General features: G+C 64.8%; 28 protein-coding genes, 1 tRNA gene and 2 pseudogenes. 17 read left to right on the top strand and 14 right to left on the bottom strand.

Annotation, left to right across the window (positions count from 1 at the left end; translation table 11 throughout):
- The first annotated feature begins 749 nt into the window (after positions 1-749).
- On the top strand, positions 750-1,040 hold the full coding sequence (locus ACMGFH_RS06435; RefSeq protein ID WP_415382026.1) for a hypothetical protein: 291 nt from the start codon (positions 750-752) through the stop codon (positions 1,038-1,040).
- A gap of 245 nt (positions 1,041-1,285) precedes the next feature.
- A complete protein-coding gene (locus tag ACMGFH_RS06430) occupies positions 1,286-3,271 on the top strand; it encodes a DUF262 domain-containing protein (protein WP_415382025.1) in 1,986 nt (661 codons plus the stop codon).
- Between the two features lie 42 nt (positions 3,272-3,313).
- Here ACMGFH_RS06430 and ACMGFH_RS06425 read toward each other — a convergent pair whose 3' ends face one another.
- From ACMGFH_RS06425 to cyaB, 9 genes and pseudogenes are all read right to left on the bottom strand, one after another.
- Positions 3,314-3,505: a hypothetical protein gene (locus ACMGFH_RS06425; RefSeq protein WP_415382024.1), complete on the bottom strand. Its 192-nt coding sequence runs from the start codon at positions 3,503-3,505 to the stop codon at positions 3,314-3,316.
- Between the two features lie 263 nt (positions 3,506-3,768).
- Positions 3,769-3,888 (bottom strand): annotated as a pseudogene (locus ACMGFH_RS06420) (NAD(P)-dependent oxidoreductase); the annotation flags it as partial.
- A 313-nt stretch (positions 3,889-4,201) separates the two neighbouring features.
- A tRNA-Ser gene (locus tag ACMGFH_RS06415) sits at positions 4,202-4,302 on the bottom strand.
- Positions 4,303-4,346: 44 nt separating this feature from the next.
- Positions 4,347-5,105: a hypothetical protein gene (locus tag ACMGFH_RS06410; protein ID WP_415382023.1), complete on the bottom strand. Its 759-nt coding sequence runs from the start codon at positions 5,103-5,105 to the stop codon at positions 4,347-4,349.
- A 91-nt stretch (positions 5,106-5,196) separates the two neighbouring features.
- A complete protein-coding gene (locus ACMGFH_RS06405; protein ID WP_415382021.1) occupies positions 5,197-6,795 on the bottom strand; it encodes a hypothetical protein in 1,599 nt (532 codons plus the stop codon).
- A gap of 84 nt (positions 6,796-6,879) precedes the next feature.
- A complete protein-coding gene (locus ACMGFH_RS06400) occupies positions 6,880-7,527 on the bottom strand; it encodes a DUF5804 family protein (RefSeq protein ID WP_415382020.1) in 648 nt (215 codons plus the stop codon).
- Positions 7,528-7,551: 24 nt separating this feature from the next.
- Positions 7,552-8,769: a tRNA sulfurtransferase gene (locus ACMGFH_RS06395; protein WP_415382019.1), complete on the bottom strand. Its 1,218-nt coding sequence runs from the start codon at positions 8,767-8,769 to the stop codon at positions 7,552-7,554.
- A gap of 96 nt (positions 8,770-8,865) precedes the next feature.
- On the bottom strand, positions 8,866-10,068 hold the full coding sequence (locus ACMGFH_RS06390) for a methionine adenosyltransferase (RefSeq protein ID WP_415382018.1): 1,203 nt from the start codon (positions 10,066-10,068) through the stop codon (positions 8,866-8,868).
- A gap of 60 nt (positions 10,069-10,128) precedes the next feature.
- Positions 10,129-10,725, bottom strand: a complete 597-nt coding sequence (gene cyaB / locus ACMGFH_RS06385) for a class IV adenylate cyclase (protein ID WP_415382017.1) — start codon at positions 10,723-10,725, stop codon at positions 10,129-10,131.
- A 250-nt stretch (positions 10,726-10,975) separates the two neighbouring features.
- Here cyaB and ACMGFH_RS06380 point away from each other — a divergent pair, with 250 nt between their 5' ends.
- The 4 genes from ACMGFH_RS06380 to ACMGFH_RS06365 all read left to right on the top strand — a co-directional run bounded on the left by ACMGFH_RS06380 (position 10,976) and on the right by ACMGFH_RS06365 (position 14,847).
- A complete protein-coding gene (locus ACMGFH_RS06380) occupies positions 10,976-11,854 on the top strand; it encodes a hypothetical protein (protein ID WP_415382016.1) in 879 nt (292 codons plus the stop codon).
- Between the two features lie 67 nt (positions 11,855-11,921).
- Positions 11,922-12,890: a mannonate dehydratase gene (locus ACMGFH_RS06375; RefSeq protein WP_415382015.1), complete on the top strand. Its 969-nt coding sequence runs from the start codon at positions 11,922-11,924 to the stop codon at positions 12,888-12,890.
- Positions 12,890-13,816: an SMP-30/gluconolactonase/LRE family protein gene (locus ACMGFH_RS06370; protein ID WP_415382014.1), complete on the top strand. Its 927-nt coding sequence runs from the start codon at positions 12,890-12,892 to the stop codon at positions 13,814-13,816. The genes ACMGFH_RS06375 and ACMGFH_RS06370 overlap by 1 nt, the downstream gene beginning before the upstream one ends.
- Before the next feature lie 50 nt (positions 13,817-13,866).
- The gene (locus ACMGFH_RS06365; protein ID WP_415382013.1) at positions 13,867-14,847 is read left to right on the top strand and encodes an FKBP-type peptidyl-prolyl cis-trans isomerase; all 981 of its coding nucleotides are present in this window, start codon (positions 13,867-13,869) and stop codon (positions 14,845-14,847) included.
- A gap of 22 nt (positions 14,848-14,869) precedes the next feature.
- On the opposite strand, the gene ACMGFH_RS06360 is transcribed toward ACMGFH_RS06365, so the two are convergent.
- A complete protein-coding gene (locus ACMGFH_RS06360; RefSeq protein WP_415382012.1) occupies positions 14,870-15,268 on the bottom strand; it encodes a hypothetical protein in 399 nt (132 codons plus the stop codon).
- Positions 15,269-15,393: 125 nt separating this feature from the next.
- On the opposite strand from ACMGFH_RS06360, the gene ACMGFH_RS06355 reads away from it, so the two are divergent.
- Positions 15,394-15,912: an NUDIX hydrolase gene (locus ACMGFH_RS06355; protein WP_415382011.1), complete on the top strand. Its 519-nt coding sequence runs from the start codon at positions 15,394-15,396 to the stop codon at positions 15,910-15,912.
- A gap of 478 nt (positions 15,913-16,390) precedes the next feature.
- On the opposite strand, the gene ACMGFH_RS06350 is transcribed toward ACMGFH_RS06355, so the two are convergent.
- Both ACMGFH_RS06350 and ACMGFH_RS06345 read right to left on the bottom strand, forming a co-directional pair.
- Entirely contained in the window at positions 16,391-17,020 is a 630-nt protein-coding gene (locus ACMGFH_RS06350) for an RAD55 family ATPase (RefSeq protein ID WP_274323675.1), read from the bottom strand.
- Positions 17,021-17,048: 28 nt separating this feature from the next.
- The gene (locus ACMGFH_RS06345) at positions 17,049-17,693 is read right to left on the bottom strand and encodes a MinD/ParA family ATP-binding protein (RefSeq protein WP_415382010.1); all 645 of its coding nucleotides are present in this window, start codon (positions 17,691-17,693) and stop codon (positions 17,049-17,051) included.
- Between the two features lie 151 nt (positions 17,694-17,844).
- On the opposite strand from ACMGFH_RS06345, the gene pyrB reads away from it, so the two are divergent.
- The 4 genes from pyrB to ACMGFH_RS06325 all read left to right on the top strand — a co-directional run bounded on the left by pyrB (position 17,845) and on the right by ACMGFH_RS06325 (position 21,306).
- Complete coding sequence (gene pyrB, locus ACMGFH_RS06340; RefSeq protein ID WP_415382009.1) at positions 17,845-18,759, top strand: aspartate carbamoyltransferase; 915 nt, start codon at positions 17,845-17,847, stop codon at positions 18,757-18,759.
- Positions 18,756-19,217 carry an aspartate carbamoyltransferase regulatory subunit gene (gene pyrI, locus ACMGFH_RS06335; RefSeq protein ID WP_415382008.1) on the top strand — a complete coding sequence of 154 codons (462 nt, stop codon included), beginning with the start codon at positions 18,756-18,758 and terminating at the stop codon, positions 19,215-19,217. The genes pyrB and pyrI overlap by 4 nt, the downstream gene beginning before the upstream one ends.
- A gap of 109 nt (positions 19,218-19,326) precedes the next feature.
- Positions 19,327-20,157 carry a manganese catalase family protein gene (locus ACMGFH_RS06330; protein ID WP_415382007.1) on the top strand — a complete coding sequence of 277 codons (831 nt, stop codon included), beginning with the start codon at positions 19,327-19,329 and terminating at the stop codon, positions 20,155-20,157.
- Between the two features lie 321 nt (positions 20,158-20,478).
- A complete protein-coding gene (locus ACMGFH_RS06325) occupies positions 20,479-21,306 on the top strand; it encodes a hypothetical protein (RefSeq protein ID WP_415382006.1) in 828 nt (275 codons plus the stop codon).
- Between the two features lie 58 nt (positions 21,307-21,364).
- Here the strand turns inward: ACMGFH_RS06325 and ACMGFH_RS06320 are convergent, their stop codons facing one another.
- Positions 21,365-21,928 (bottom strand): NUDIX hydrolase, encoded by a 564-nt coding sequence (locus tag ACMGFH_RS06320; RefSeq protein ID WP_415382004.1) that lies wholly within the window; start codon positions 21,926-21,928, stop codon positions 21,365-21,367.
- 275 nt (positions 21,929-22,203) lie between these two features.
- On the opposite strand from ACMGFH_RS06320, the gene ACMGFH_RS06315 reads away from it, so the two are divergent.
- The 5 genes and pseudogenes from ACMGFH_RS06315 to ACMGFH_RS06295 form a co-directional block, all read left to right on the top strand.
- Entirely contained in the window at positions 22,204-22,386 is a 183-nt protein-coding gene (locus ACMGFH_RS06315; protein ID WP_415382002.1) for a DUF1918 domain-containing protein, read from the top strand.
- A 10-nt stretch (positions 22,387-22,396) separates the two neighbouring features.
- Positions 22,397-22,822: an RNA-binding protein gene (locus ACMGFH_RS06310; RefSeq protein ID WP_415382000.1), complete on the top strand. Its 426-nt coding sequence runs from the start codon at positions 22,397-22,399 to the stop codon at positions 22,820-22,822.
- A gap of 33 nt (positions 22,823-22,855) precedes the next feature.
- A complete protein-coding gene (locus tag ACMGFH_RS06305) occupies positions 22,856-23,569 on the top strand; it encodes an RNase P subunit p30 family protein (protein ID WP_415381999.1) in 714 nt (237 codons plus the stop codon).
- Between the two features lie 39 nt (positions 23,570-23,608).
- Positions 23,609-24,289, top strand: a complete 681-nt coding sequence (locus ACMGFH_RS06300) for a class I SAM-dependent methyltransferase (protein ID WP_415381997.1) — start codon at positions 23,609-23,611, stop codon at positions 24,287-24,289.
- Positions 24,286-24,630, top strand: a pseudogene (locus tag ACMGFH_RS06295) (Rpp14/Pop5 family protein); the annotation flags it as partial. The gene ACMGFH_RS06300 and the pseudogene ACMGFH_RS06295, both read left to right, overlap by 4 nt.
- A 54-nt stretch (positions 24,631-24,684) precedes the next feature.
- On the opposite strand, the gene ACMGFH_RS06290 reads toward ACMGFH_RS06295, so the two are convergent.
- A complete protein-coding gene (locus tag ACMGFH_RS06290) occupies positions 24,685-25,014 on the bottom strand; it encodes an L-rhamnose mutarotase (RefSeq protein ID WP_415381995.1) in 330 nt (109 codons plus the stop codon).
- 261 nt (positions 25,015-25,275) lie between these two features.
- Between ACMGFH_RS06290 and psmA the strand changes: the two genes are divergently transcribed.
- Positions 25,276-26,043 carry an archaeal proteasome endopeptidase complex subunit alpha gene (gene psmA / locus ACMGFH_RS06285; protein ID WP_415381994.1) on the top strand — a complete coding sequence of 256 codons (768 nt, stop codon included), beginning with the start codon at positions 25,276-25,278 and terminating at the stop codon, positions 26,041-26,043.
- Positions 26,044-26,053 lie beyond the last annotated feature (10 nt).

Genomic DNA, 26,053 nt, shown 5'->3' with positions numbered 1-26,053 from the left:
CACGTGGTCTCTAACGCAAAGAAAAATAGTGTAGTCCGGGTCCCGGTATAGATTTCTGCGATGGTTGTGGTTCAAATTCAATTTTAAGCAGCCTCTTAGCCGCGGTGTCGCATTTGATTCTCTTTTGTGACTCTACCCTTCATAAAACTACGAAATCCCCTCACGGCGGGCTGTGGTGGTATTAAGGAAAATTGAAAATTGAGAGTGTTTTTCCCATAGAGCATCTGGCAGTTTTGAAGTGAAGGCCGAACAGATGTAACCGGTACCGGTTTGAATAATATCTCTGTCATTATAGAGAATTAGTATTCTATATGGTGGTTATGAGGCCAATGGTGGGATGGACATAGCTATCCTCTCTGAGTCACGGATGACACTGAGAGACTCTAAAAAATCCGGCAAAAGCCATATTAGCAGATAACCAAGGTTACCAATTATAAGATGGAGGTGGGGTCATCCAATGTAACAACCTTCCATCAAACATCTACGAATAGTTCCCCTTCAAGGCCCCCGATGCGCCGCTCATAGCAAAGGTGATTATATCGTGAGATAGAGGTCGTCACTGTACGAATTTAATTGTATCAATGTCGATTCACCGTTACACTACATTTCATTCTTCAGAAGCAAGCCAAGGCATTTCATCTAATTGCCGACCTCATTGGTGACGGTAAGACCGAGACCGCTTGCGGGTGCGGCGCGCCCTTATCGGTTACGAACCTGCGAACTCACCGCTATGGGACGATACTCCTCACTTGACCTTGCTCCACGAGCTCATACTACAGTCCCAGATAGCGGACCCATCTACGTCTCTGAACGCTGTACTTGAGAAAGGGGGCATCATGGTCGCCTGCCGGGGCGAGTCTGTGTTCTATTCTGCTGGCGAAGGTCGAGACTTTGCATCGGGCCTTGAGCGCGCTCTCAGTGAAGAGTATCGGATTGAAGAGACTGCGGACCTTATCGAGTTCCTTCGGTATGGTGCCGATGTCCTTGATAGATGCGAGATAGACCAGTATTTCCGCGTAGAGTTCAAAGACTGGAGATAGGTTTTGCCCGTCTGATAGGTAGTCTTGGTGTTATCGCGGCGATATTTCTTAGTCTGGGATACTGCCGCCTTCTCGGTGAGAAATTTCGCTAAGCGACTTTCGCGTGAAGCCATACTTCTAAGGCGAAATACTAGCTATCTACTTATCAGAACGTGCGTGGTTGACATATATGCTCTCCAGGCACTATTCAACTACTAAGTAGATACCCAAAGAATAATTATCACACCCAATCATTTGTTCCTGACATGGATGGTAACCCTGACGACAACTTTTCGCTCTCGTCGATTTTCAGCCAATCCTATTTTGTAATTCCGAACTATCAGCGAGATTATGCATGGGACGAATCTAATGTGAATGACCTTCTCGAAGATATTGACTTTGTTTACGAGCAAAACAAATCGACACATAAGAGCGAAAAGCTCGACCATTATTTTGGAACTATCGTATTTGAAGAAAGAGGCTCCGTTGAACCGACTGACTTCGAAGATTATGACGTCTTTGGGATTGTAGACGGCCAACAAAGATTGGCCACGGTTTCTATAGTCATATCTGCCATTGTTGATGAGATGGAGGCTATTGCATCTAAAGACGATATTGGGGACGAGATTGAGGAAAAGATTAGACAAAGGAGTAACGACATTGAAGAGAAATACATCGAATACAAGGGTATAGAGAGGATTAGTCTCGGCGGATTAGCAAAAGAGGCGTACGATGATGTTATATTAGGCAGTTGTCAAGCCCAATCATATCTGGAAAGCTCAGAGCTTGTTGAGGCAGAAAGAAAAGTCCTCCAGGCTAAAGAGGTAGCAAGCTCAAAATTACAGGAATGGAAAAACGAAAAGTTCAACCAAAATAACTCTGGATATTCCTCCTATTATAAATTCCTAAACAATGTTGTAAAGATTCTAACCCAGCGGTTTGAAGTGAATGTTAAAATTGTTGAGGATGTTGACGAAGCGGCGCGGATGTTCAAGGTGATAAACAATAGGGGCAGGGGACTGAGCTTACACGACAAAGTGCGGAGCCACCTTGTATACTGCGCATCTCAATCCCCAAGAATGGATTCAGAAAACATATACAATAAATTTAATAATATTATAGAGAATATCACAATACATGACGGGTTTTCGGATGCTGAAGTTGATGACCTAATTCGTATTCACTGGGCCGTATTTACCAGCGAAAGGTCAGACTCCCGTGCTAAGCGAGCGGGTCCATCAGAGATACACAGACGTCTCTCTGATTTAGATGATTATGCCAGTGTCCAACGAGAAGACTACGAGCTGTTCATTACCCCCTATATAAATTCATTAGAGAGGTTCTCGGAACGATATCCGTATCTCACGGATAGAAAGAAGTTTGCAAGTGAGTATTCTAATATGATTGGTGAATCAGAAGATATTCTGATGGAAGACACAATACAGAAGATTCAACTAATATATATGCACCCAGCAGTTCAAAGTGCGACAGCCCCCTTACTTATTTCTGTAGCTGAAAAATTCGACGTTGTTTCAGAGGAGTTCGCAGATGTCGTTTCAGAATTAGAAAAGCTTGTATTTAGATTTAGTTTGGTAATGACACATGGGGCGCAGGGATACAAAAGTGCGCTATCATCAATTGCTAATGATATATATTGGTCGGATATAGAACCCTCAAAAGTAGAAGAGATATTCAATTCAGAATCGAACCGTTATATTGGACATAAATCAAAAGAACTGGGTATAAAGAAATGCATCAAACGGCTTGAGGAAAAGAGAGAACGGATAGCCCCTATGGAAGATGTTATCTCTGGGTATCTGCGTGAGCGAGATATACTGAATGGGCACTATACGTCTGGATGGGGGGGTGTAAGGAATAATGAGGTGGTCAAATACATCATGTATGAGTATGAGCGCTCTCTGAGGGGGCAATCTGGTTTACTATCTCTTTCCCCCTATCATGAGTTCCGAGAGAACTTCCAAGTAGAACACCTTGTACCAAGGAATGCCGAGGCAGGAAATAAACTATCAAACCACGACCGCAACAAAGACAGATTAGGTAATCTAGCTGTATTAAGCGCACAAGAAAATGGCTCGAAAGGAAATTCATCATTTGAGCATAAGTATGAGGACATATATAAGGAATCCTCGCTCAAAATTCTACGGGACTTGTCTGGACCAGACTTTTCCGTTGATGACATTAATGACCGAGAAGAGGCAGAACTTCTTCCATTTATTGAGCAAAGATGGTAGCGGTATGAAGTAGTTTATAAATCGTCTGGCAACTTTCTTAAATTAGCTTACAGCGTTTACTACTGCTCCAGCGAAAATAACTACAATTGCTATAAAGAATCCAAAGATAATAATTCCATTCGCAGCCTCAACCATTTGGCTTACATCGCCACCAAGTACGGCAACAGCAAGGACACAGATAACCGCGAGGCCCACTGCCCCAACGAAAATCGCCTTTCCAATTTCATCAGACATATAATAACCTGGAAGTTCAATGAATAAAGTCACTTTGCCGGTTGCTTGCTTATGCAAGGCCACTCAAAGGGATGGCGCGCTGAATACCTGAGCAAATTCTAGTAGCTTTGCATCAAGAGAATCCAAACTATCGAAAGAACTAGAACCCTTCAGGAACAGACTACGAGTGAACCACCAGATGGCGACCACCCACCGATACGCCGTGTATGACTACGAAAGCGGATGGCGAGAAGCCGGGCTAATCCCGGTTTTCTCTAACGGCCTTAGCTGCCTTCGGCGACTTTCTCGTCGGCGTCCCACTCTGCGGAGTTGTCCTGGGGGTCGTATCCCAGCACCTCGCGAGCACGTTCCAGCGAGTAGTACTTCCGGTCGTTGCCGGAGATGCTCCTCTGGTGGAGACGGATTCAGTAGAACAACACCGGAGCGGTATGATGGGTCGTCCGCGCCCTTATCGAGTTTCTTCGGTGTAGGCTCGAAATTTCGAAAGGGACCTATCGTTGAGAAACCCAGACATTGAAGATAGGGATTAGTTCCAATAGTTGGTCGGTGAGGAAATCAGGAAATAGTCTAATTTCAATACATCAGAACTGGCTCATCAATATCTCTCTATCAGTGAAATCGCGGATTTTCTCAATCCTGTTGGTAATTGTATTGTCTTACCGAACCGCCTGTTTTATCCCTACGGGTAAACTAAGATGGTGGTAGAAGGTCCGAAATCGCTGATTTCCGCAGGAAATCGAGTCCGTGAAGACACCTGCTCTCAAGGCAGGCGCGTTAGGCCACTTCGCTATCCCACCGCGTTCTGGCCTATCGCTCGTCCACTCTAAGACCTGTCGATTGCTCAGTCTCGACCGACGGCCAGGCGGTCGTCGACCGCGTCCGCGCGCAAGCCGAGCTCGTCCAGGACGGCGCTCGTCCGCGGCGGAACCCGTAGCTCGGCGCGCTGGCGCGCCCGGATCTGCGAGATGAGAGTCGCGAATCCGCCCGCGGTCTCGGCGACGGGCAGCATCTCGACGAAGTCCACGTCCAGTCCCGCGTCGCGTGCGCGGTCGGTCACCGTCTCCACCTCGGGCGGGGTGAACGCGTCCTCGAAGTCGACGGCCTCGGTGAACGCCGCGTAGGAGAGCTTCCCGTCCGTGGCCGGCCCGAGGACGACCTCCGACTGACGGAGCTTCATCGCCGCGCTATCGACGTGGCGGCGTTCGAGCAGGGCCGCCGTCGGCCGCACGACCGCGGCGCTTTTGACTTCCTCGCGTTCGAGCAGGTGGGTGACCGTGTTCCCGACGCGAGCGGAGTAACTGGACCCGACCTGCACCTCGTACCGAGCGCTCCCCGGGTCCGCGAGCGCGTCGTCGACGACGTCCCGGACGGCCTCCAGTGCGTCTTCGTCCTCCTCCGGGGCCGTCGGGTCGTCGGCGTTGACCGGCCGGTAATTGACGAGCAGTTCCGCGCCGCTGGCTTCGACGGCGGCGCAGACGTCGCGGGCCATCGCGGCGTAGAGGTCGGTCGCCTCCGCGGCGGTCACGGCTCCGGCGTCGACGCAGTTCCGCAGGACTGTCCCCGACTCCGGCGGCCGAACGAACACGGCGACGGTGGTCATACTCGAAGGAGCGAGCGACGGCGCCTTGAAAGCGCCGTTCCGCTCGCCGTTCGGTCACCACCGCGCCGGCCGTGCGCGTCGCGCCCGAGAGCTACGACCCGGTTGGTGCGTCCCCGGCCGTCGACGCGCCGACCGTCGCGTTGACGACGGATGGCGTCGAGTACGGGTCGGTCGGATCGCTCCCGAGGCGCGACTCGGTCCCGTCGTCGACGCCGTCGCCGTCGGTGTCGGCGACGAAGGGATGAGTTCCGTTGCGTCGCTCCGCGGCGGCAGTCACGCCGTCGCCGTCGGCGTCGTACTCGCCGCCGGGGACAGTGTACGCGTACGGCGACTCGGGGGGCGTCGCCTGCTCGCCGTCGCGGACGTGGTCGTCGAGCCACTCGCGCTGTGACTCGCCGCTGACGTTGCCGACCACGCCGGCGAACACGTCGTAGGTCACCAGTCCGTCGTGGCGGTTGAGCCGCCGGAAGACGTCCTGGAGCGTCCGGTCGCCGCCGCTCGCGTTGCGGATCCGACCATCGAGCGCGGCGAGGACGCGCGCGCCCTTCGCGTAGGGGACGTAGGTCGACGACCACGACGATTGGTCGGCCAGCGTCGCGTTCGCGCCGTCGTCGGTTCGAAGGGTGTCGACGAACCGGTCGAACGACCCCGGCCGGTCGGTAGGCGTCCGTAGCGAGCAGACGGCCGCGTAGTAACTCGCACTCGCCTCGCGGAACCACGTCATGTCGGAGCCGAGGGCGAACGACTGGCGGGTGTGGACGTACTCGTGGATCCAGATGCTGGGAGGCGTCCCCGCCTCGGCGCGCGCCGACGCCCAGAAGTCCTGCCGGCCGGCGGCACCGGTCGCTGCCGTCCCCCCGTAGCGCAGCGGTGAGGGGCCGGCGAACGCGTTCACGACCTCGTCGCGCGCGCCGACGCGGAGCTGGTTTGACACCGCGCCCAGCGCGTCGAGGACGTCTTCGGGAGAGCCGGCGAGTTCGGCGCTCGCCGGGCGTATCAACCGGATCGTCTGCTTCGTCGCGTTGGTCCTGTGAGATTCGTACTGGCCGAGATAGACGACCGACGGACCGGCGAACCCGCTGCCCTCGGGCCCGACGCGCGTTCGCTGGTCGATAAGCGGCGTCTCCTCCCAGGAGTACACCCAACGGCTCCGGTTCTCGTCGCGGTAGGCGAACTCGGTGCGCGGGTTGGCGAGCGACCAGTTCCCCACGTCGACCCAGCGCAGCCCGTCGAAGTGACGGCTGGATCGGTTGACGCTGACCCGTAGCGTCAGGTTCGGTCGCGCCGTCGTCCCGTTCCACAGCCACCGACCGTTCGCTCGCTCGGTGAACCCGGTCGCGCCGGTCACCTCCGCGTCGTTGTAGCCGTAGACGACGAGCGCCGACACGTTCCCCCTGACGCGATAGCGATGGGTCGCGCTTATCGTCCCCGTCGCGTTCGGAATCCGGCGGTAGGTGACGGTCTGGACGACCGTTGCCGCGCTCTCGTTGTCGTCGCCGGCGGTTCTGACGGTCCCTGCGGCCCCTGCGGCACCGGCGCTACCGACCGACGACGGTAGACCGTCACCGGCGACGGCCCCGCCGCCGCTCGCGCTGGGACCTCCGACGACCGCCCCACCGACCAGTCCCGGAACGACGCTCGCGAGGACGAGCACCACCGCCATCCCGGCGACCGATCGGAGAGATGACACGCTAGAGGTGTGTGTCACAAAGTCGCATAAAACTGCTGGCGGCACCCGACGGGTGCGGGCCCCGGTCTCGGGATCCGGGCCGGTTCAGGCCCCGAACTCCGATTCGGTGACTCGTTCGACGACCGTCGCTTCGACGTCGCGCAGGTCGTACTCGGGCAGGGCGTCGCCGGTCCGCGTCACGAACATCGGTTCGACGAGTCGCTTCGGTTCGTCGCCGCGCCGGCTGCGTGAGGCGGGGCCGTCCGCGGCGTCCGCGCCCGCTTCCGAGTCCCCCGACGAGGGGCCGCCGTCCGCTCGGCCGCCCGGAGATGCGGCGCCCGAGGACGTATCCCCTGGTTGGCCGCCCGCCGACGATTCACCGGGTTTGCCGTCCGGGGCGGACTCTTCCGCTTCGGCGGGCGATTCGAGGCCGTAGATCTTGAGGAAGCGGGCGGCCTCCTCTGGACCGACATCGTCGTCGCGGATGGCCGCCGCGAGGTCGCGAGAGAGCCACTCGTCGTCGCTGACGCTCGGTTCGAGGACCATCGCCTCGTCGACGAAGCGGACGAGGTACCAGTTGAGGTCGTTCAGGAGCGCGACCGCGGCACCGAGGCTCACGGTTTCGAGGCCGACCGCGTTCTCGAACGGTTCGCGCAGGTCGTAGGTCGCGAGCGCGTCGCGGGCCGTCTCGCGGGAGAGCAACTCGTAGCGGAGGTTCACGTCGTCGGAACCGACCAGACACACCCGCGTCATGGTGGTGAGGTGAACCGGGCGCCCCTAAGCGGTTTCGCCTTCCCCGGGATCGCTCGCCGCCGACTCGGCGACCGGTTCGACCTCCGCGGCGACCGCCCCCGCTCGCTCGCGGAGGCCGTCGGGCTCCCTGTCCTCGATGTCGTCCAGTCGCGCCCGCGTCTCGGGATAATCGGGCGCGAGCCGGTCGCAGCCGGCCGGGATCGTCGACTCGTGGAACGTCCCGATGGCGTCGGCCCGCTGGGTGATCTCCGTCTTGTCGACGGTCACGAGCGGGCGGTGGACGGGCAGGTCGACGGCCGCGCTCGTCACCGCGAGGTTCGCGGTCGTCTGGCTCGACTTCTGGCCGATCGACTCGCCGGTCACGATACCGACGGCGCCGACCTCCTCGGCGACCGCTTCCGCGACCATGAACATGAACCGGCGGAGGACGACCATCCGCCCCACTTCGACCGCGTCGGCGACTGCCGCGACCGCGTCACCAGCCGGCGCGATCCGGAGACGCATGTCGCGGTCCGGCGCGTAACTCGCCAGCGTTTCGGTCGTCGAGAGCGCCCGCGCCTGGTTGTCGACACCGCCGTAGTCGCCGAGCGCGACGTACAGCGGGATCACCGGCGCGCCGCGTTTCATCACCTCCCACGCGGCGACCGGCGAGTCGATGCCGCCGCTCATCAACGCGATCATCGGGTCCTGCGTCCCCAGCGGGAGCCCACCGGGACCCGGCCGTTTTTCGAGAAAGAGGAACGCCTCCTCGGCTCGGCAGTCGACGAAAAACTCCGTCTCGGGGTCGTCGAGGTCGACCTCGGGCTCGACCTCCCCCGCTTCGGCGGCTTCCCAGATCGCGCTGCCGCCCTCGCGCTCGATGTCCGTGCTGGAGAAAGGATGCGCCGACTCCTCGCCGGCGCGGCGGGCTGAGACGGCAAAGGTCCCGCCGTCGTAGTGCTCGCGGGCGGCCCCGCGCAGCCCCTCACTGATGGCGTCGACAGTGGGTTCGACGCGGCTAGCTGGGCTGGCGGAGACGACGCCGAAGGTGTCCGCGGCCGCGGCGGTCGCGCCCTCGGGGTCGTCGGTGTGGACGAGCAGGCGGAGGCGGCGCTGTTCGACCTCGCCCTCGACGCCCCGATCGGCTAACATCGCCGCGAGGTTCTCGCGGAGCTGGCGCTCCATCTTCTTGCCGACGTGGTTGCTCTTGGTGCCGATCTCGCCGTGGCGGACCACGACCACGTCGGCGCCGGGCGGCTGCATGGCTACCAGTTGCCGACCGGACGTATAAACAGGCTTCGTCAGCGGGCGCGGCCGCTGGCCGGCCGAGCCAGTGAGAGAAAAAGGACGGCAGCCCGATCAGAACGTGGAGAGTTCGCCGTCGATGACGCGGCGGGTGATGTCGGTGACGTCGGCGAGTTCCGCGTCGATAGCGGCCTCGACCTCGTCCTCGATGTCAGACACAGAGACGCCGTCTTCCGTGACGATGGTGGCGTCGGCGACGTGGGGCTCGTCGATGGGGCTGCCGATCTGGCTCAGCAGGCGGATCTGGAGCTGGCGGATGCCGTCGACATCGGCGACGACCGACTGGGCGATCTCCGTCGAGAGGAGGTTGTAGATCTTCCCGATGTGGTTGACGGGGTTCTTGCCGCTGGTGGCCTCCATGCTCATCGGCCGGTTCGGAGTGATGAGGCCGTTCGCGCGGTTCCCGCGGCCGACGGAGCCGTCGTCGCCCTGCTCGGCGGACGTGCCGGTCGTCGTGAGGTAGATGGCGCCGTCGTCGTAGTCGTCGGCGGTGTTGACGTGGACGGTCACCTCGCGGTCGGTGTACTCGCGAGCGACCTCCTCGGCGTACTCGCCGATCGCGGCGACCGCGTCGCGGTACTCGTCGAGATTGGCGACGTACTCGTCGACGGCGGCCACGGCGACGGTCACGTCGATCTGGTCGCCCTCGCGTTTGCCCATGACCTTGATGTCCTGGCCGACGACCGGGTTGTCGTCGCTGTACTCGCCGTTGAGCCGGCGCTCCACGTTGAGGACGATCTGCTCGGTCTCCGTGAGCGGCGCGTGGCCGACGCCGTAGCTCGTGTCGTTGGCCATCGGGACGGACCCCTCCTCGCCGAAGACGGTCTGGAGATCGCCGCTCCCTTCCCCGAGGCGCACGTCCACCACGACGTCTGTGCCGACGTCGAGGTGCGGGAAGTTCTCCTCCAGATACTCGCGAGCCGCTTCGAGCGCGATAGTTTCGGCGGGGATCTTCGTCCCCTCGTACTCCTTGGTCGCGCGGCCGACGATGAGCAGGTAGATGGGCTCCTGGACCTCGCCGCCGCCGAAGGCGGGCGCGGCGTCGCCTGCCACGAGCTGCGTCTCGTCGGTGTTGTAGTGCAGCACCGTCCCCACCCGGTCGAGATAGGTCTGTGCCAGCGCCTGGGAGACGCTCTCGGCGATACCGTCGCAGATCGAGTCCGGATGCCCCAACCCTTTCCGCTCCACGATCTCCACTGCCTGGTCCTCGACGGCGCGCCCCGCCGCCGGTTGGACGTTGACGTTCCTGTTCGTCATTACGTCCGGGTTGGACACCCCTACTCGTATAACTTGCGGAAACCAGAACGGTCGTTTCCATTACTGCTGTGCATCCGCTTCGAGCAACAGCCCGAGGTACGATGTCCGGATCTGGGCGTCCGGATCGAGGCCGAGCGAGTCGAGGACGGCCAGCGCGCCGTCTCGCGCCGCTTCGATGCTGTCGTCGTCCGTCTCGGTCTCGACCTCGACGAACTCGTCGAGGCCGTCGACGCGGTCCAGCGTCACCGTGTAGCCGTCCAGGCGGTAGTGGTCCCGCTCCTTGCGAACGGTCGCCGCCGGTTCGAACCCGAGGCCGTCGAAGATGCCGACCGCGGCGTCGGCGTCCAGGACGGCGGTCTCGTGCTCTTCTCGGGACTTCGACTCCGCCTCCAGCAGCGGCCCCTTGTAGGTGATCCGCGTCGTCGCCGGCGATCCTCCCTGTCCGTCTGAGTCGGTATCGACGCCGTCGCCGGCCGCCTCGGGCTCCCACTCCCGGCGGATCCGGAGCGCCTCGTCGGTCTCCGCGAAGTCCCTGTGGGGCGCGTCGTAGTAGGTGTCTTCCTGCACGACCGCGTCGACGCGCGTCGCGCCCGCCCGCTCCAGCGCGGCCTCGGCGGCGGCGTGGTCCGCCCGGACCTTGACTTCGACCTCGTACATGGCCGGGCGGACGCGCGTCGGCGGCAAAAGCCCGCTGTTCCCGGGTGCGGATTCGCTCCGCTCGTAGCGGGTCCAGGTTGGACCCGATGCTGGCCGCGATGGATTCCGCCTGGGTGGCGCCCGGTCGGCGGGGACCGTCATCCCGCCGTCAGGTCATCCTGCGGTCACGTCGCGACCGACCACAGCGGACCTGTCGATGAGAACTGAGATATTGCCAAGATTTAAGTCCCGAGTCCGGTTCCGGGAACACATGGTCGACCGGAAGGTGGTGGTCGTCGTCGCAGTCGCCGTCGGCGTCGTTCTCGTCGGGGGAGTCGCGGGAGCCATGCTGCTCGGCGGCGGCGGTGGCGGCGGAGACGACACGGGCGCGGACGGATCTGACGGTTCGGGCGACACCGACGGCGGAGGCGGATCGGCGGCGACACCGACACAGGCACCCGCGACTGGCACGACGGGGACGGACGCGAACGGAACGGCGACGCCTGCGGGCACGGCGTTCCCGACGCTGACGCCCACGTCTGTTCCGACGCCGACGGGGACGCCGACCGTCGCGCCGACGCCCACGGACGTCCCGACGCGGACGGCGAAGCTACCCCGTCGCTTCAGCGAGGAGAAGATCGAGACCGAACTCCGTCGGATGCTGAACGACTGGCGCGAGCGGAAGGGCCTCCAGCCGTTCACGAACGCGAACGGGAGCCTCGTGACCCAGATCGACCGGATGGCGACGAACCACAGCGTCGCCATGTCCGAGAAGGACGAGCTGGTCCACGAGTCGCACGGCCTCACGGTCGGCCAGCGGTACGAGGCCTTCGACCTCGCCGAGCGCTGCAAGTTCAAGAAGCAGGACGCCCAGTACATCGTCCATCCGAAGAACGACGCCTACCAGTTCGAGGTTCTCCACAGGACCTATGCCGGCCGCAACTACCAGGACGGCGGCGAGACGGTGTACCACGAGAACGAGACGGCAGTCGCCCGCGACATCTTCGAGGAGTGGACCTCGAACTACGTCCACAAGGAAGTGCTCAACTACCCCGAGATCAACAGGATCGGGATCGGGATCGAACTCACCGAGGACAACGAAGTGTGGGTGACCGGCAACATCTGTGAGTCCGGCAAGACGAACGAGTAGGCGGTCGCTCCCGCGGACGTTTCCGCGATCGGAACGCCGATAACGGAGTCGCGCGCAACTGTCGACTATGGTTCAGTTATCGCTGGTACTTCCCCGCCAGCCTGACGAGCGCTGGCAACTCGCCACGCAGATGGGCGTGACCGACGCCGTGATCCACCCCCTGGAGGTCGGCGACGGCAAGACCCGCTGGTCGTACGACGACCTCCTCGGGACGAAAAACTGGCTGGAAGACGCCGGTCTGACCTTCTCGGTCATCGAAGGGAGCGTTCCGCTGACCGACCGCATCCGCCTGGGCCTGGACGGCCGCGACGAGGACATCGCCGAGTTCAAACAGTTCGTTCGGGACTGCGGCGCACTCGACATCCCCGTGGTCTGTTACGACTGGATGGCGGGCGTGCGATGGGCCCGGACGGAAGCCCACGTCGAATCCCGCGGGGGGTCGCTCACGACGGGCTACGACAACGCGAAAAACAGCGGCGGCCCCGCGGCCGACGCCGCCGACGTGACCCGCGACCAGTTGTGGGAGGCCATCGAGTACTTCCTGGAAGCAGTCGTCCCAGTAGCCGAGGAAGCGGGCGTGAAACTCGGACTGCACCCCGACGACCCCCCGCGCGACGAAGTCCGCGGGATTCCCCGGATCGCCAACAGCGTCGAGAACTACGACCGCATCCTCGACATCTACGACAGCGAATACAACGGCGTGACGTTCTGCCAGGGCAACTTCACCGCGATGGGCGTCGACGTGCCCGAGACCGTCCACCACTTCGGCGAGAAGATCAACTTCGCGCACTTCCGCGACGTGGAGGGCGACGCCGACCGCTTCGTCGAGACGTGGCACGACGACGGCCCCACCGACATGCAGGCCGCGATGGACGCGTTCGTCGACGTCGGCTTCGACGGGCCGATGCGCCCCGACCACGTGCCCACGATGGCCGGCGAGGACAACTCCAATCCCGGCTATCACACCAAAGGCCGGCTGTTCGCGATCGGATACATGCGCGGACTTTTGGAGTCGGCAGCGGGAGGTGCGTCGTGATGAGCCGCTCCGACAGCGACGACGAGATCCGCCGCATCGCCGACACGCACTGCCACACGGGCGAAGGCCCGATCTATCACCCCGACGAGGAGGCCCTCTACTGGCTGGACATCCCGGCGGGCGACCTGTTCCGGTACGAGGGCGGGAGCGCCACGGGCGAGGCCGGCGTCGGCGAATACGAGCGCGTCCTCGAGTACGACGGCAAGATCGGGGGCTACACGATCCAGGAGTCCGGCGACCTGCTCCTGTTCTGCGACCGCGGGACGATCCTGCCGTGGAGTCGCGACTCGGGACTCGGCGACCCGGTCGTCGACGAGATCCCGGAGGAGCGCGAGTCGCGCTTCAACGACGTCATCGCCGACCCGGAGGGGCGCGTCTACTGCGGGACGATGCCGACCGCCGAGGAGGGCGGGCGCCTCTATCGACTCGACACCGACGGGTCGCTGACGACGCTCGAGACCGACGTGCAGATCCCCAACGGAATGGGGTTCACGCCCGACCGTGAGGGACTGTACTTCACCGAGACCGAGGCGGAGGCGATCTATCGGTACCGGTACGACCGGGCGACCGGTGACCTCTCGGACCGCGAGACGGTCGTCGACGCGAGCGCCGTCTCCGGTTTCCCGGACGGGATGACCGTCGACGCCGACGGCCACGTCTGGTCGGCGTTCTGGGACGGCGGCCGGATCGCTCGCTACGCGCCCGACGGGACGGAGGAGCGCCGCGTGGAGTTCCCGGCGAAGAAGGTGTCGGCGGTCACTTTCGGCGGCCCCGACTGCGAGACGGCGTACGTCACGACGGCGCTCGGTCCCGGTGAAGGGGCGGCCGGCACTCGCGACGAGGAGGGCGACGGCGCGGGCGCGCTCTTCGAGGTCGACCTCGGCGTGGGAGGGGTTCCGGAGTTCCGCTCGTCCGTCGGCGAGTGAGCCGGGCCCGAAACGTTGTTCTTAAGAGTGCAACGCCAGTCCGTGATCGTATGAGTAACGAGTCCGAGGCCGACGAGGCCGAGCAGGACGCAGCCGACGAAGCCGAGAGCGAAGCGGCCGAGGAGACCACCGGTCTCCAGAACGGCGACTTCATCGAACTCGACTACACCGCGCGCACCGTCGAGGGCGACGATCTGGTCGACACGACCGACCCCGAGGTCGCGGAAGAAGAGGGCGTCGGCGAGGACCAGGAGTTCTCCCCGCGCACAATCGTCCTCGGCGAGGGCCACGTCTTCGGGGCCGTCGAAGAGGACATCGTCGGCAGCGAGGTCGGCGATACCGGCACCGTGACCGTCGACGCCGAGGAGGCCTTCGGCGAGTTCGACGACGACGAAGTCCGGACGATCAGCGCCGACCGGATCCCCGAGGACGACCGGTATCCCGGCGCGCACGTCGACATCGACGGCGAGCACGGGCACATCAACACGATCATCGGCGGCCGCGCCCGCGTCGACTTCAACCACCCCCTCGCCGGCGAGGACATCGAGTACGAGTGGGAGGTCCTCGACGAGGTCACCGACCGCGAAGCGCGCGCCGGCGCGCTCCTCGACGTCTTCCTCGACATGGATCTCGAAGTCTGGTTCGAGACTGACACGGTCGAGGAAGAGCAGCTCGTCGAGTCCGACGAGGACGACGACGAGGACGAGGACGAGGACGAGGAGAGCGAACCCGAGTACGAGACCGTCGAGGTCGAGAAGGAGACGCTCTACATCGAGGCGACGCCCCAGCTGACGATGAACCAGCAGTGGATGATGGGCAAACAGCAGATCGCTCAGCAGCTGACCAACCTGCTCGACATCGACCGCATCATCGTCCAGGAGGAACTGGGCGGCGGCATGGGCATGATGGGCGGCATGGGCGGTATGATGGGCGGCATGGGCGGCGGCGGTGCGGAACTCGAAGAAGCCCTCGAGGACGAGGACATCGACGCCGAAGAGATCGTCGAGGAACTCGAAGGCGCCGAGGAGTAAGTCGTTCCGTTTTCGGCGGTTCTCAGCCGTTCGAGCCGTCGGGCTCTCCGCGCTCGTCAAGCACCGCGTTACAGCTGTTGACGAACTGGCCGAGACCCTTGGCCACGTCGCGGTCGAGCGAGACGACGATGCCGTCGGTCGGCGCCTCGCGGAAGTGGAGCAAGGCGGCGCGGTCGTGGAGTTCGACGGTCGCCTGGGTCTCGCCGATGCGGTCGTACGCCTCCTGGGGGACGATCGGTGCTGCCGCCCGGGCCCGGCCGACGATGGTTTCCATCGAGTCGCGGAGGCGCTCGGTCGCGACGTCGTCACGGAGGTAGAGGACGGACCAGTCGTCGGCGCCGTACCGGATCGCGCCCCGGAACGCGTCGCCGGCGCGGCTGTGGACCAACTTGAGGAGGGGCTGATAGCGGTTCGCGGGCATACCCCCTCTATCGGGATAGGTACGTTTAGGCGTGTTGGCATCTCGACCGTGGCAACTGCCCGCGTCGCGCCCCCTCCTGTCACCAAACGCGAACGTATTTGTCGGATCCCCGGCAACGCCCCCGTATGCAGGTGACGGATCCGCGCGAGCGGAACGACGACCTCTACGTCTCCGAGAGCAGCGCGCCCCTCCCGCCGGACGACTTCGCGGACGCCGCCGAGTCCGAGGCGGTGACGGCCGGGTGGGTGGTCACCGCGTTCGCGTTCGACGACGACGGGCGCGTCCTGCTCATCGAACAGCCGTGGGCGGACGGCTGGATCTGTCCGGGCGGCGCGCTCAAGCCGGACGAATCGCTCGCCGAGGGCGCCACCAGGGAGCTCCGGGAGGAGACCGGCGTCGATATCGACCCCATCGCTCCCCGCGGAGTGGACGAGTTCTCGTTCGTGAACGAAGAGACGGGCGAGACGATCGGCTGGACGCTGGTCGTCTTCGAGGCGGTCGCCGAATCTGTCGAACTGGGCGAGGAGTTCGGGCTCGACGGCGAGGAGATTACCGATGCGAAGTGGTTCGACGGCCTTCCGGACGACGTCTACAATCCCGACCTGTTCGAACCGGTGTACGAGCGGTGCGAGAACAGCGGGTGAGAGTGTGGCGTTGTGAGGGATCGGTGGATGAGTGGGGAATGAAAGTGGATCGGGATCGACCGTGACTGACAGCACGCGATGAAAGCCCTCGGCGGGCTCGTGGCGCCGCGGCTCGCTGCGCTCCTCGCTCCGCTGCGGTGCTTGCGTCGCCGGGGCGCCACGAGCCCGCCTCGCCCTTTCAGTCCGCCAGGACAGCCACCGCCCAGCACCTCACGCCTCCCCAACCGATTCCCTCGGTCACTGCGCTCCCTCGGTCATCCCTCGCGCGACTGCTGTCGCGGGATGAAACCCGCGACAGCGCGCGCCACCGCGATTGGTCAGTCTCTGAGCTGTGCTGAGCATTCGCGCGAGCGGAGCGAGCGCGATTCACCGGAACCGAGCGGAGCGAGGTTCCGGCCTTTTTCACCCATGTTTTTGCCGGTCGGGTTCCCGCAGCGCGCCGCAGGCGCGCGAGGAAACCCGGCCGGGAAAAAGATGGTTAGGCGATATCGCGGCTGGTGTCGATGGAGACCTGCTCGACGAGGTCGAGTTTGATGATGTCGGTCGGGGCGCGGCCGCCGCGGAACTTGGGGATGGCGAGTCGGTTCTCCACTTCGTCGTTGGTCGTCGTGGTCTCGAGCTGGAAGATGACGTCGGCGAAGTGCTCGGTGGTGTCGCGGAGGGGCGGCACCGACCGGCCGTCGAGACAGTGGACGATGCCGAGGCTGCCGGTGTTGACGATGTGGTTCTGGAGGTCGTTCATGAACGAACGAAACCGCGACGGGGGCTCCTGGGCTTCGAGGACGTCGAGCGGGTCGACGATGAGGTTGGAGGTCTCGGGGAGGGCGCTGACGAGCTTGCCGGCGTTGTCTAGCGGTGCCTCGCCGGAGATGTGCCGGACCGTCGGATCGCCGGTGGTCGCCGGCGACTGCTCGATGCTGGAGGTGACCGACTGGGCGGTGCGGTCCAGCGAGAGGTACAGCGTGCCGCGCGTGGCTGTGAGTTCGTAGAGGAACAGCTCCGCCTGGCTGGCCGGCTGTGCGCTGAGGGCGACGATGCTTCCCTCCGGGATCCCGCCCCCGAGCTTCCGGTCGAGGACGTCGATGCCCGTGTGTAGCCGGTTGACCATCGTAGCGACCTATTTTACACCCACCAGATTAAATATTCCGCCTCGCTAGCGCCGTTGCGAGCCGATCGTACGACGCTCGTCCGACCCGGCTCCGCAGGACGGCGCCGTCCACCGATGGGACCGTCGCGAGAACCGGTTCGAGGACGCGAGCGGTGTCGCTGTCCGGCGGCAGCGGCGACTGCGACGGCGACCGCGTGATCACGCTACCGAGGGCCCTCGCGTCGAGGGCCTCGACCATCCGCGCGGTCTTGACGGCGTCGGACAGGCTGGCGCGATCGGCCGTCGAGACGACCAGCGCGGCGTCGGCACCGCGAAGGGGAGCGGCTGCGGCGTCGGTCGCGCCGGCGGGGCAGTCGAGGATGACCCGCTGTGGTGCACGGGCGAGCCGTCGCAACGCCGTCTCTCCGATCGGTCCGGTGGCGCTCCCGGCGGGGAGCACGTCGACACCGGGGGCGACGTCCGACCGGTGGGTGGCGATGGCGATCGACTCGCCGTCGTCGACGGCGTCGACCCCGGGGTGACGGGCGACCTCGGCCATTGTGTGGAGGTTGGGCATGTCGCAGTCGGCGTCGACGACGAGCGGTCGCTGCCCGTCTCGCGCGAGCGCCGCGGCGAGCCCGAGCGCGGTCGTCGTCTTCCCACAGCCGCCTTTGCCTCCGGCGATAGCGAGCATGGGCGAGCGTGGTCGCGCTTTCCGCCTTGAATCTACAGGGCGACCGACGGCAGGGGATCGGCGCGTCGCGATGGCGGGGGATCGCCGGTTCGCGACGGCGGTCGGTCCCGTGTCGGGAGATTCAAGACAGTCGAGGGCGCGACTCTATTCGATGCGTCACGACCACATTATCAGTGCGAAACAACTCTCGCGGGCGGACATCGAGGAGGTGCTCGACCGGGCCGCGGAGGTGGCCGCGGACCCGGAGGCCTTCGCCGACCGCCACGAGAACGCCCTGCTCGGGCTGCTCTTCTTCGAGCCGAGTACGCGGACGAAGATGAGCTTCACCGCCGCCGTCAAGCGACTGGGCGGCGACGTGGTGGACATGGGCACGGTCGAGTCTTCCAGCGTCAAGAAGGGCGAGAGCCTCGCGGACACGGTCCGGGTGGTCGAGGGCTACGCCGACGCGCTGGTGCTTCGCCATCCCAGCGAGGGGTCGGCCCAGATGGCGAGCGAGTTCGTCGACGTACCGCTCATCAACGCCGGCGACGGGGCCGGCCAGCACCCGACCCAGACGCTGCTCGACCTCTACACGATCCGGGAGTCGGCGGGCTTCGACGACCTCACCATCGGGATCATGGGCGACCTGAAGTACGGCCGGACGGTCCACTCGCTGGCTCACGCGCTGACGACCGTCGACGCCGACCAGCACTTCATCAGTCCGGAGAGCCTGCAGCTCCCGCGGAGCGTCCGCTACGACCTACACGAGGAGGGCGCGACGATCCGCGAACACACCGAACTGGAGCCGGTGCTCTCCGAACTCGACGTGCTCTACGTCACGCGGATCCAGGCCGAGCGGTTCCCCGACGAGAGCGAGTACCGGGCCGTCGCCGGCGAGTACCAGATCGACGCCGAGACGCTCGAAGCGGCGCGCGACGATCTGACCGTCATGCACCCGCTCCCCCGCGTCGACGAGATCGATCACGACATCGACGGAACCGACCACGCCCACTACTTCCAGCAGGCGCACAACGGCGTCCCGGTCAGGATGGCGCTGCTGGACCTCGTGCTGGAGGGACAGCGATGAGCGACCGCGAACTCCGCGTCTCCAAGATCCGCAACGGCACCGTCGTCGACCACATCAGCGCCGGGCAGGCGCTGAACGTCCTCGCGATCCTCGGTATCGACGCCGACAGCGGCGAGACCGTCAGCGTCGGGATGCGCGTCCCAAGCGACCGCCTCGGCAGCAAAGACATCGTCAAGGTCGAGGGCCGCGAGCTGAACCAGGACGAGGTCGACGTGCTGTCGCTCATCGCCCCCGCCGCGACGATCAACATCGTCCGCGACTTCGACGTCGTCGAGAAACACCGCGTCGAGCGTCCGACAGAGGTCGTCGGCGTCCTGTCGTGTCCGAACCGCCACTGCATCACGACCGAAGACGAGCCCGTCCAGTCCCGGTTCGACGTGCTCGACGACGGCATCCGCTGTGCGTACTGCGACACCATCGTCCGCGACAGCATTCCCGAGCAGATCGACGTCGCTTGAACGCGCGCCCGCTTTTGTAGGCTGTTGTGATCGCCATCACGAGTAGTGCTTGCCAGTGAAGGCCCGCAGCCTATTGAAAATCCGCTCGTGTGACACGTCGGGACCTCCGATGTTCTACCACGACGACAGACTCCAGTACCCGGTCGAAGTCGAGGAACCGAACCCGGAGTTCGCGAAGATGCTCCAGGAAGCGATCGGCGGGGTCGAGGGCGAGATGCGCGTCTGCCTGCAGTACATGTTCCAGGCGTTCGGCGTGCCGGACGAACACGAGGAGTATCGGAAGCTCCTGATGGAGACCGCCGTCGAGGAGATCGGCCACATCGAAATGCTCGCGACCGCCGTGGCCAAGAACCTCGAAGGCGCGCCGACGGAGCTGCGCGACCAGATGAGCCAGGACGGCGCCGTCGACGCGGCGATGTCCGGCATGATGCCGCGGCAGTACCTCTCCTCGGGGCTGAACGCGATGCCCGTCGATGCGAATGGCACGCCGTTTAACGCGAGCTACGTGGTCGCCAGCGGCAACCTCGCGGCGGACATGTACGCGAACGTGATGGCCGAGTCCACGGGCCGGCTGCTCGCCGCGCGGCTCTGGGAGATGACCGACGACCCGGGCATGAAGGACATGCTCTCCTATCTGGTCGCCCGCGACGCGATGCACCAGAATCAATGGCTGAAGGCGCTGCACTCGCTCGGTGACGCCGACGATCCGTTCGACCACCTGCCGGTGCCGAACACCTTCCCGGAAGAAGAGATGCCGGACGAGTTCGACTACTCGTTCATGTCGACGACCCGTGACGGCGAGGAGTACGAGGCGCCGTGGACCCAGGGCCCGTCCGTCGACGGCAACGAGGAGTTCTCGTTCCTCCACGAACTCGACATGGAGGGCGCGGAACGGTCGATCTCGAAGGCGGACCCGAACACGCACAACGAAACGAAGTGACCGCCGGCGACGGCTGACCCTTCCGAGACGCGACTGCGGTGACCGTTGCGGAGCGGGCCCACTCCCCGAACTCGCGGCGGGTCACCAGAAACCCTTTAATCTATTGCCACGAACGATCGATGGATGCCCAAGAAATCACTGCTTCTGGTGGTCGCTCTGCTCGCCATCGCCGTGGTCTACAAGACCGCCCTCGGCGAGTAACGGCGGCGACCGCCCTCTGGTCCCGTCGGCCGCCGGTCCCGTGCCGGTGACGGGGGGTGAGGTATCGCTTTCCGACCGCTTTTTCGAACGACTTACACCCGCGGCCGAGTACCCACGGGTATGTACGGCGTCGTGACGCGGAACGAGCCGGAGCTGGAGTGGACGGAGTTCGACCGCGGGTTCTACGAGGTCAAGGACGTGACCGGTCGCGCGGCCGAACCCGTCGCAAACGCCGTCAACATGGTCTCCTGTTTCGGCGACAACAAGGCGGCCGCCGACAACCCGGACCTCGTCCCCGTTAGCGACGAGGGCGAACCGGCGACGCGCGACCGCCCGTACTTCGACTGGGCCTACGTCTGCCCCACCCACGAGCGCTACCGCGAGGGCCTGCTGGAGATAATCGAGGACGCCGCAGAGGTCAACCCGAACGTCCGCCTCGACGACGTCGGCTTCCCGCGCGAGGAGTACTGCCACTGCGACCGCTGCGAGGCGGCGTTCGCCGACAGCGAGTTCGACGACTGGGGCGCCTGGCGCGCGAACGTCATCACCGAGTTCGTCGCCGACGCCCGCGAGCGGGTGCCCGGTGACCTCCTGGTGACGCTCTACCCCGACCCGTACCCGGGCCACATCTTCGACCGCGCGGGGACGGACCCCGAGGCGCTCGCCGAGTACGTCGACGAGTTCGTCGTCCCCGTCTACGACATGGCGTACACCACGACCTACTGGCTGGAGATCATCGCCAAGGGGTTCGAAGACGAACTGGAGACGCCGTTCAGCATCGAACTCTACGCCGTCGACGTCGACATCGACAACCTCGTTCACGCGACGGAGGTCGCCGACGAGTACGCGGAATCGGTGCTGTTCGGCTACGACGCAAGCAACGCCCGCGCGACGGTCCGCCGGCTGGAGGCCGACGCCCGCGAGGGCGAGCAGTTCGGCCCGGAGTGAGCCGAGGACGGCCGACCCCGCCCACGACGCCCACTCGCTGAACCGCACACGGCGGCGCCTACCCGCCGAAGCGCTCGCGGCGCCACTCCCGCAGAACGGCCCGGTCCCGGGTGTTCTCCGGCAGCTCTTCGAACCACCGCGCGTCGGTGATCTCGCCGTCCGGGTCGCGCACCGCGAGGTCGGTCGACGCCGCTTCGCCCTCGTAGACCGGGAGGACGCCCCACGTCTCGTGGCCGTCGCTCAGGAACCGCACCTCGCCGAGGACGCCGAGACCGTCGTAGGTCACGTCGATCCCGGCCTCCTCGCGGAGTTCGCGGCGGGCGCCCTCGCGAACGGACTCGTCCGGTTCGACCTCGCCGCCGGGGAGCACCCAGGTGTCTATCGCCTCCTGCTTGACGAGGAGCAGCTCGCCCGACGGCCGGTAGGCGAGCGTGTGCGCGCCGTAGGGGAGTCCCTGCGCCTCGATGCGCTCGGCGACGGTCCGGAATCGGTCGCGGGAGACCGTGCGAGTCGTCTCGAACTCGACGTATGCGTCGTGCTCGTCGGCGAATCGGTGGTACACCTGTTCGGCCTCCTGGCGCGCCTCGCTGGCGAGGAACCAGAGGTTGTCGACGGCGGTCATCTGCCCGCTGGGGCGAACCGGAGCGCTCTCCGCCTGTGCGGTCGTACCGTCCCGCGCGCGAAATCGATCATGGCCCCCTGTTCGCGGGACTCCGGCATAAGTTTTCGACCTCTCGACCCCGGTCGCGTGCCGAACGGGAGCCGGCCGTCGGACGGAGCGGCGGCGACGACGCCGGTCTCACGCGGTGGCGATCCGGAGACGGCACGGCGTGGGGCGAGCGACGGCGAGTAAGTCGGATCAGTCCCTTTTTGGTCGGGCATCGAGTACCGCCGCGCATGGCATTCGAAGAGGACGATCGCGTCATCCTGCACGACGAGCACAGCGACTACGACGGCGAAGAAGGCACGATCGAGCAGGTCGTCGAAACGATGTTCGGCGACGAGAACTACACGGTCTCCTTCGAGGACGGCCAGGAAGCTGGCGTCTCCGAGGACAGCCTCGAAGCCGCAGAGGAGTAGCGACGACTCGATGGCGTCCGTCCCGCTCCACTACGTCGACCTGCGCGCGTTCTGCTACGCCACCGAGGACGAAGAGCGCGTCGAGCGCGCGCTGCGGGCATACCTCCCCGAGGACTTCGCGGTCGAACGGGCCGTCTCGGAGGGGCACCACGGCGACCGCATCGTCGTCCTCTCCGCGCGCGTCGAGCGCGCCGACGGGATCCGTCACGTTCTCGGCCGACTGGGCGAACTCGACGACCTCGACGCCGTCGTCGAGGAACTCGACGAGCGGGTCGACGACAACTGCGCATTCTATCTGACGCTGGACAAGCAGGCGGCCTTCTCGGGCGAGGTCCGGCGCGGCGACGGGATCACCTTCCGCAGCAAGGTCGAGGCGTACCCGGCGAAAAAGCCCGAGGCCGTCGAGAACGCCCGCGAGGTCTTCGAGGGGCTCTGAGGACCCGAGCCGTGATCAGCACTTCTCCGAGCGATGTTTGAAGCCGTCCACGCCGACCCCGACGGCGACGCGTCCGTCGAGCGGTACGCGGAGACGGCCGCCGAGTACGGCTTCGACGGCGTCGTCGTTCGTAACCACGGGGACGCCCTCGCCGAGTTCGACGCCGGCGCGCTCTCCGAGAAACACGGTATCGACGTGGTCGAGGGCGTCGAGGTGCGGGCCGACGACCCCTCGCGGGCGAGCGGGTTCGTCGGCAACCACCGCGAGAGCAAGACGGTCGTCGCCGTCCACGGCGGGACGCCAGCGATCAACCGCTTCGCCGTGGAGCAGCCGGCGGTCGACGTGCTCGCCCACCCCATGGTCGGCGACGGCGACGTGAACCACGTCCTCGCGAACGCCGCCGCGGAGAACGGCGTCCGTCTGGAGTTCTCCTTCCGGCGAGTCCTGCGTGCGGACGGCGGCCAGCGCGTCAAGGCGATCCGGGGGCTCCGGAAGCTCCGCGAACTCGTCGAGGCCTGCGACGCACCGTACGTCGTCAGCGCCGACCCGCGGAGTGACCTGCACCTGCGGGCGCCCCGCGAACTCGTGGCGGTCGGCGAAGTCATCGGGTTCGACGCCGAGCAGGTCGAGGCCGGCCTCGCCGAGTGGGGGCGGATCGTCGAGCGCAACCGGCGGCTCCAGAGCGACGCGTTCGTCGAACCCGGCGTCTATCGCGGGACGGGCACCGCCGAAGACCCAGACCGGTAGAGCGGGGCGTTCTTTGCCCCCCGGGTCGGATCGCTCCGCATGAAGCAACCGCTCGAAGACCACGCCGCCCGCTTCGACGAGAAGGCGGGCGAGTACGACGAGTCGAAGAGCGAGGAGTACCGCGCCTGCGCGTCGCTCGTCGTCGACCACGCCGCGCCCGGTCCGGACGACACGGTCCTCGACCTGGGGACCGGGACCGGCGCCATCGCGCTCCCGCTGGCCGAGGACGCCGCACGGGTGATCGGTCGCGATATCAGCGAGGGAATGCTCGAACAGGCCCGCGAGAAAGCCGCCGAACGAGGCCTGGAGACCGTCGAGTTCGGCGAGGGTCGGTTCCGCGAGCCGGCAGTCCCCGACGACGCGGACGTGGACGTCGTGACGAGCAACTTCGCGATGCACCACCTCTCGGACGCCGAGAAGCGCGAGGCCGTCGACGTGATCGCGGCGCTCGAACCGGAGCGTATCGTCCTCGGCGACGTGATGTTCTTCGGCGAGCCCGACCCCGAGGAACCGTTCTACAGCCCTGCGGTGGACGACCCGGCGACTGTCGGCGTGCTCGCCGACGCGTTCACCGACGCCGGCTACGCCCTGACGGCGGTCGAGATGGTTCACGAGCAGGTCGGCGTCCTCGTCGCCGAGCGAGCGGGTACAAGCGCCGGCGGGAGCGCAGCGGCGGAACCGGACGGAGCGACCGACTCCGGTGGAGTCGACGACTCGTGAAGCACCTGCCGAAGCACCTCCAGCCGCGCTGGCGGTACCTCGCGGTCGAACTCCGGGGACCGCCGGGATCGGGGTTCGACCGGAGCACGTTCCAGCGGGAGGTGTGGTTCGCCGCGCAGAACCTGGTCGGCGACGCCGGGAGCGCCGAGGCCGACCTGTCGGTGCTCCGCTTCGAGTTCAGCGACGGGAGCGGCCACGCGGTCGTCCGCGTCCGCCGCGGCGAGGTGAGTCGGGGACGAGCGGTACTGGCCTGTATCGCCGACGTCGACGGCGACGACCTCGGCCTCCGCGTCCGGGGGACCAGCGGCACCGTCCGCGCCTGCGTCGAGGACCACCTCGGCGATATCGCGGGCTGACCGCGTGGTTCCCGCGATATCGACGCCGCAGGGTCCCGGTTACGATCTGAACGACCAGACCCGCTCCATGAACGGGATCCCCTCGTCCGGGTCGGCGTCCGGATCGACACCCGCTCGTTTGAACTGGCCGGTGTAGGCCTCCCACTCGGCGACCGCGTCGTCCCCGTCGACTGCGTCGAGATACGCGTCCAGGTCCTCACATTCCAGGATACAGACCGCCAGGTCCCCCCGGACGTACAGTTCGAAGTCCGTCACGCCCCCGCGGTCCATCGCGTCGGTCACGCCCTCGGGCACGTCGTCGTGCGCGTCGACGTAGGCGTCTCGCTCGTCCGGGTCCAGCCGTTGCACGTACACCGCGCGCTCGGTCATGTGGCGTGATCGCAACCCGAACGAATGAGCGTTGGGGCGGCGAGCGGGTGCCGCTCAGCGGTCCGGGATCGGCCAAGTCACCGCGCCGACGACGCCCGCGGGAGCACGACAAGAAAAGTATATAGGACGCCGACCGGAACCAACAGACCAGAGAAACGTCGTCACCGAGGGGACCGAGCGGCGAGCCGTCCTCCGTGCGACTGGCGTCGACGTGCCGGCCGGTCGGGATGTCTTCGGGGCGACCGAACTCGGAATATAACTATGCAGGGACAATCGCAACAGCAGGCGTACGACCGCGGGATAACCATCTTCTCGCCGGACGGTCGGCTCTACCAGGTCGAGTACGCCCGCGAAGCCGTCAAGCGCGGCACGGCGAGCATCGGGGTACGAACGAGCGACGGCGTCGTCCTGGCCGTCGACAAGCGCATCCGCTCGCCGCTGATGGAGCGATCCAGCGTCGAGAAGATCCACAAGGCGGACGACCACATCGGCATCGCCAGCGCCGGCCACGTCGCCGACGCGCGCCAGCTCATCGACTTCGCCCGCCGCCAGGCGCAGGTCAACCAGCTGCGCTACGGCGAGCCCATCGGCGTCGAGACGCTCACGAAGTCTGTCACCGACCACATCCAGCAGTACACCCAGGTCGGCGGCGCCCGCCCGTTCGGCGTCGCGCTCATCATCGGCGGCATCGCCAACGGCGAGCCCCGCCTCTACGAGACCGACCCGTCGGGCACCCCCTACGAGTGGAAGGCCCTCGCGGTCGGCGCCGACCGCGGTGATATCCGCGAGTACCTCGAAGAGAACTACAGCGAGGAGATGGACCTCGACGGCGGCGTCGGCCTCGCGCTCGAAGCGCTGGCCTCCGTCAACGACGGCGAACTCGCCCCCGAGGGCATCGGCATCGCCACCATCAGCGTCGACGACGAGACGTTCACCGAGATGAGCGACGCCGAGAAGGAGTCCCACCTCGACGAGCTCGGTCTGCTGGAGACCGACGAGGACGAAGACGACGAAGAGACCGAGGAGTAATCGACCCCGT

Source organism: Halosimplex rarum (assembly GCF_047715405.1).
Taxonomy (GTDB): domain Archaea; phylum Halobacteriota; class Halobacteria; order Halobacteriales; family Haloarculaceae; genus Halosimplex; species Halosimplex rarum.
This window is presented reverse-complemented; position numbering and strand designations above follow the sequence as displayed.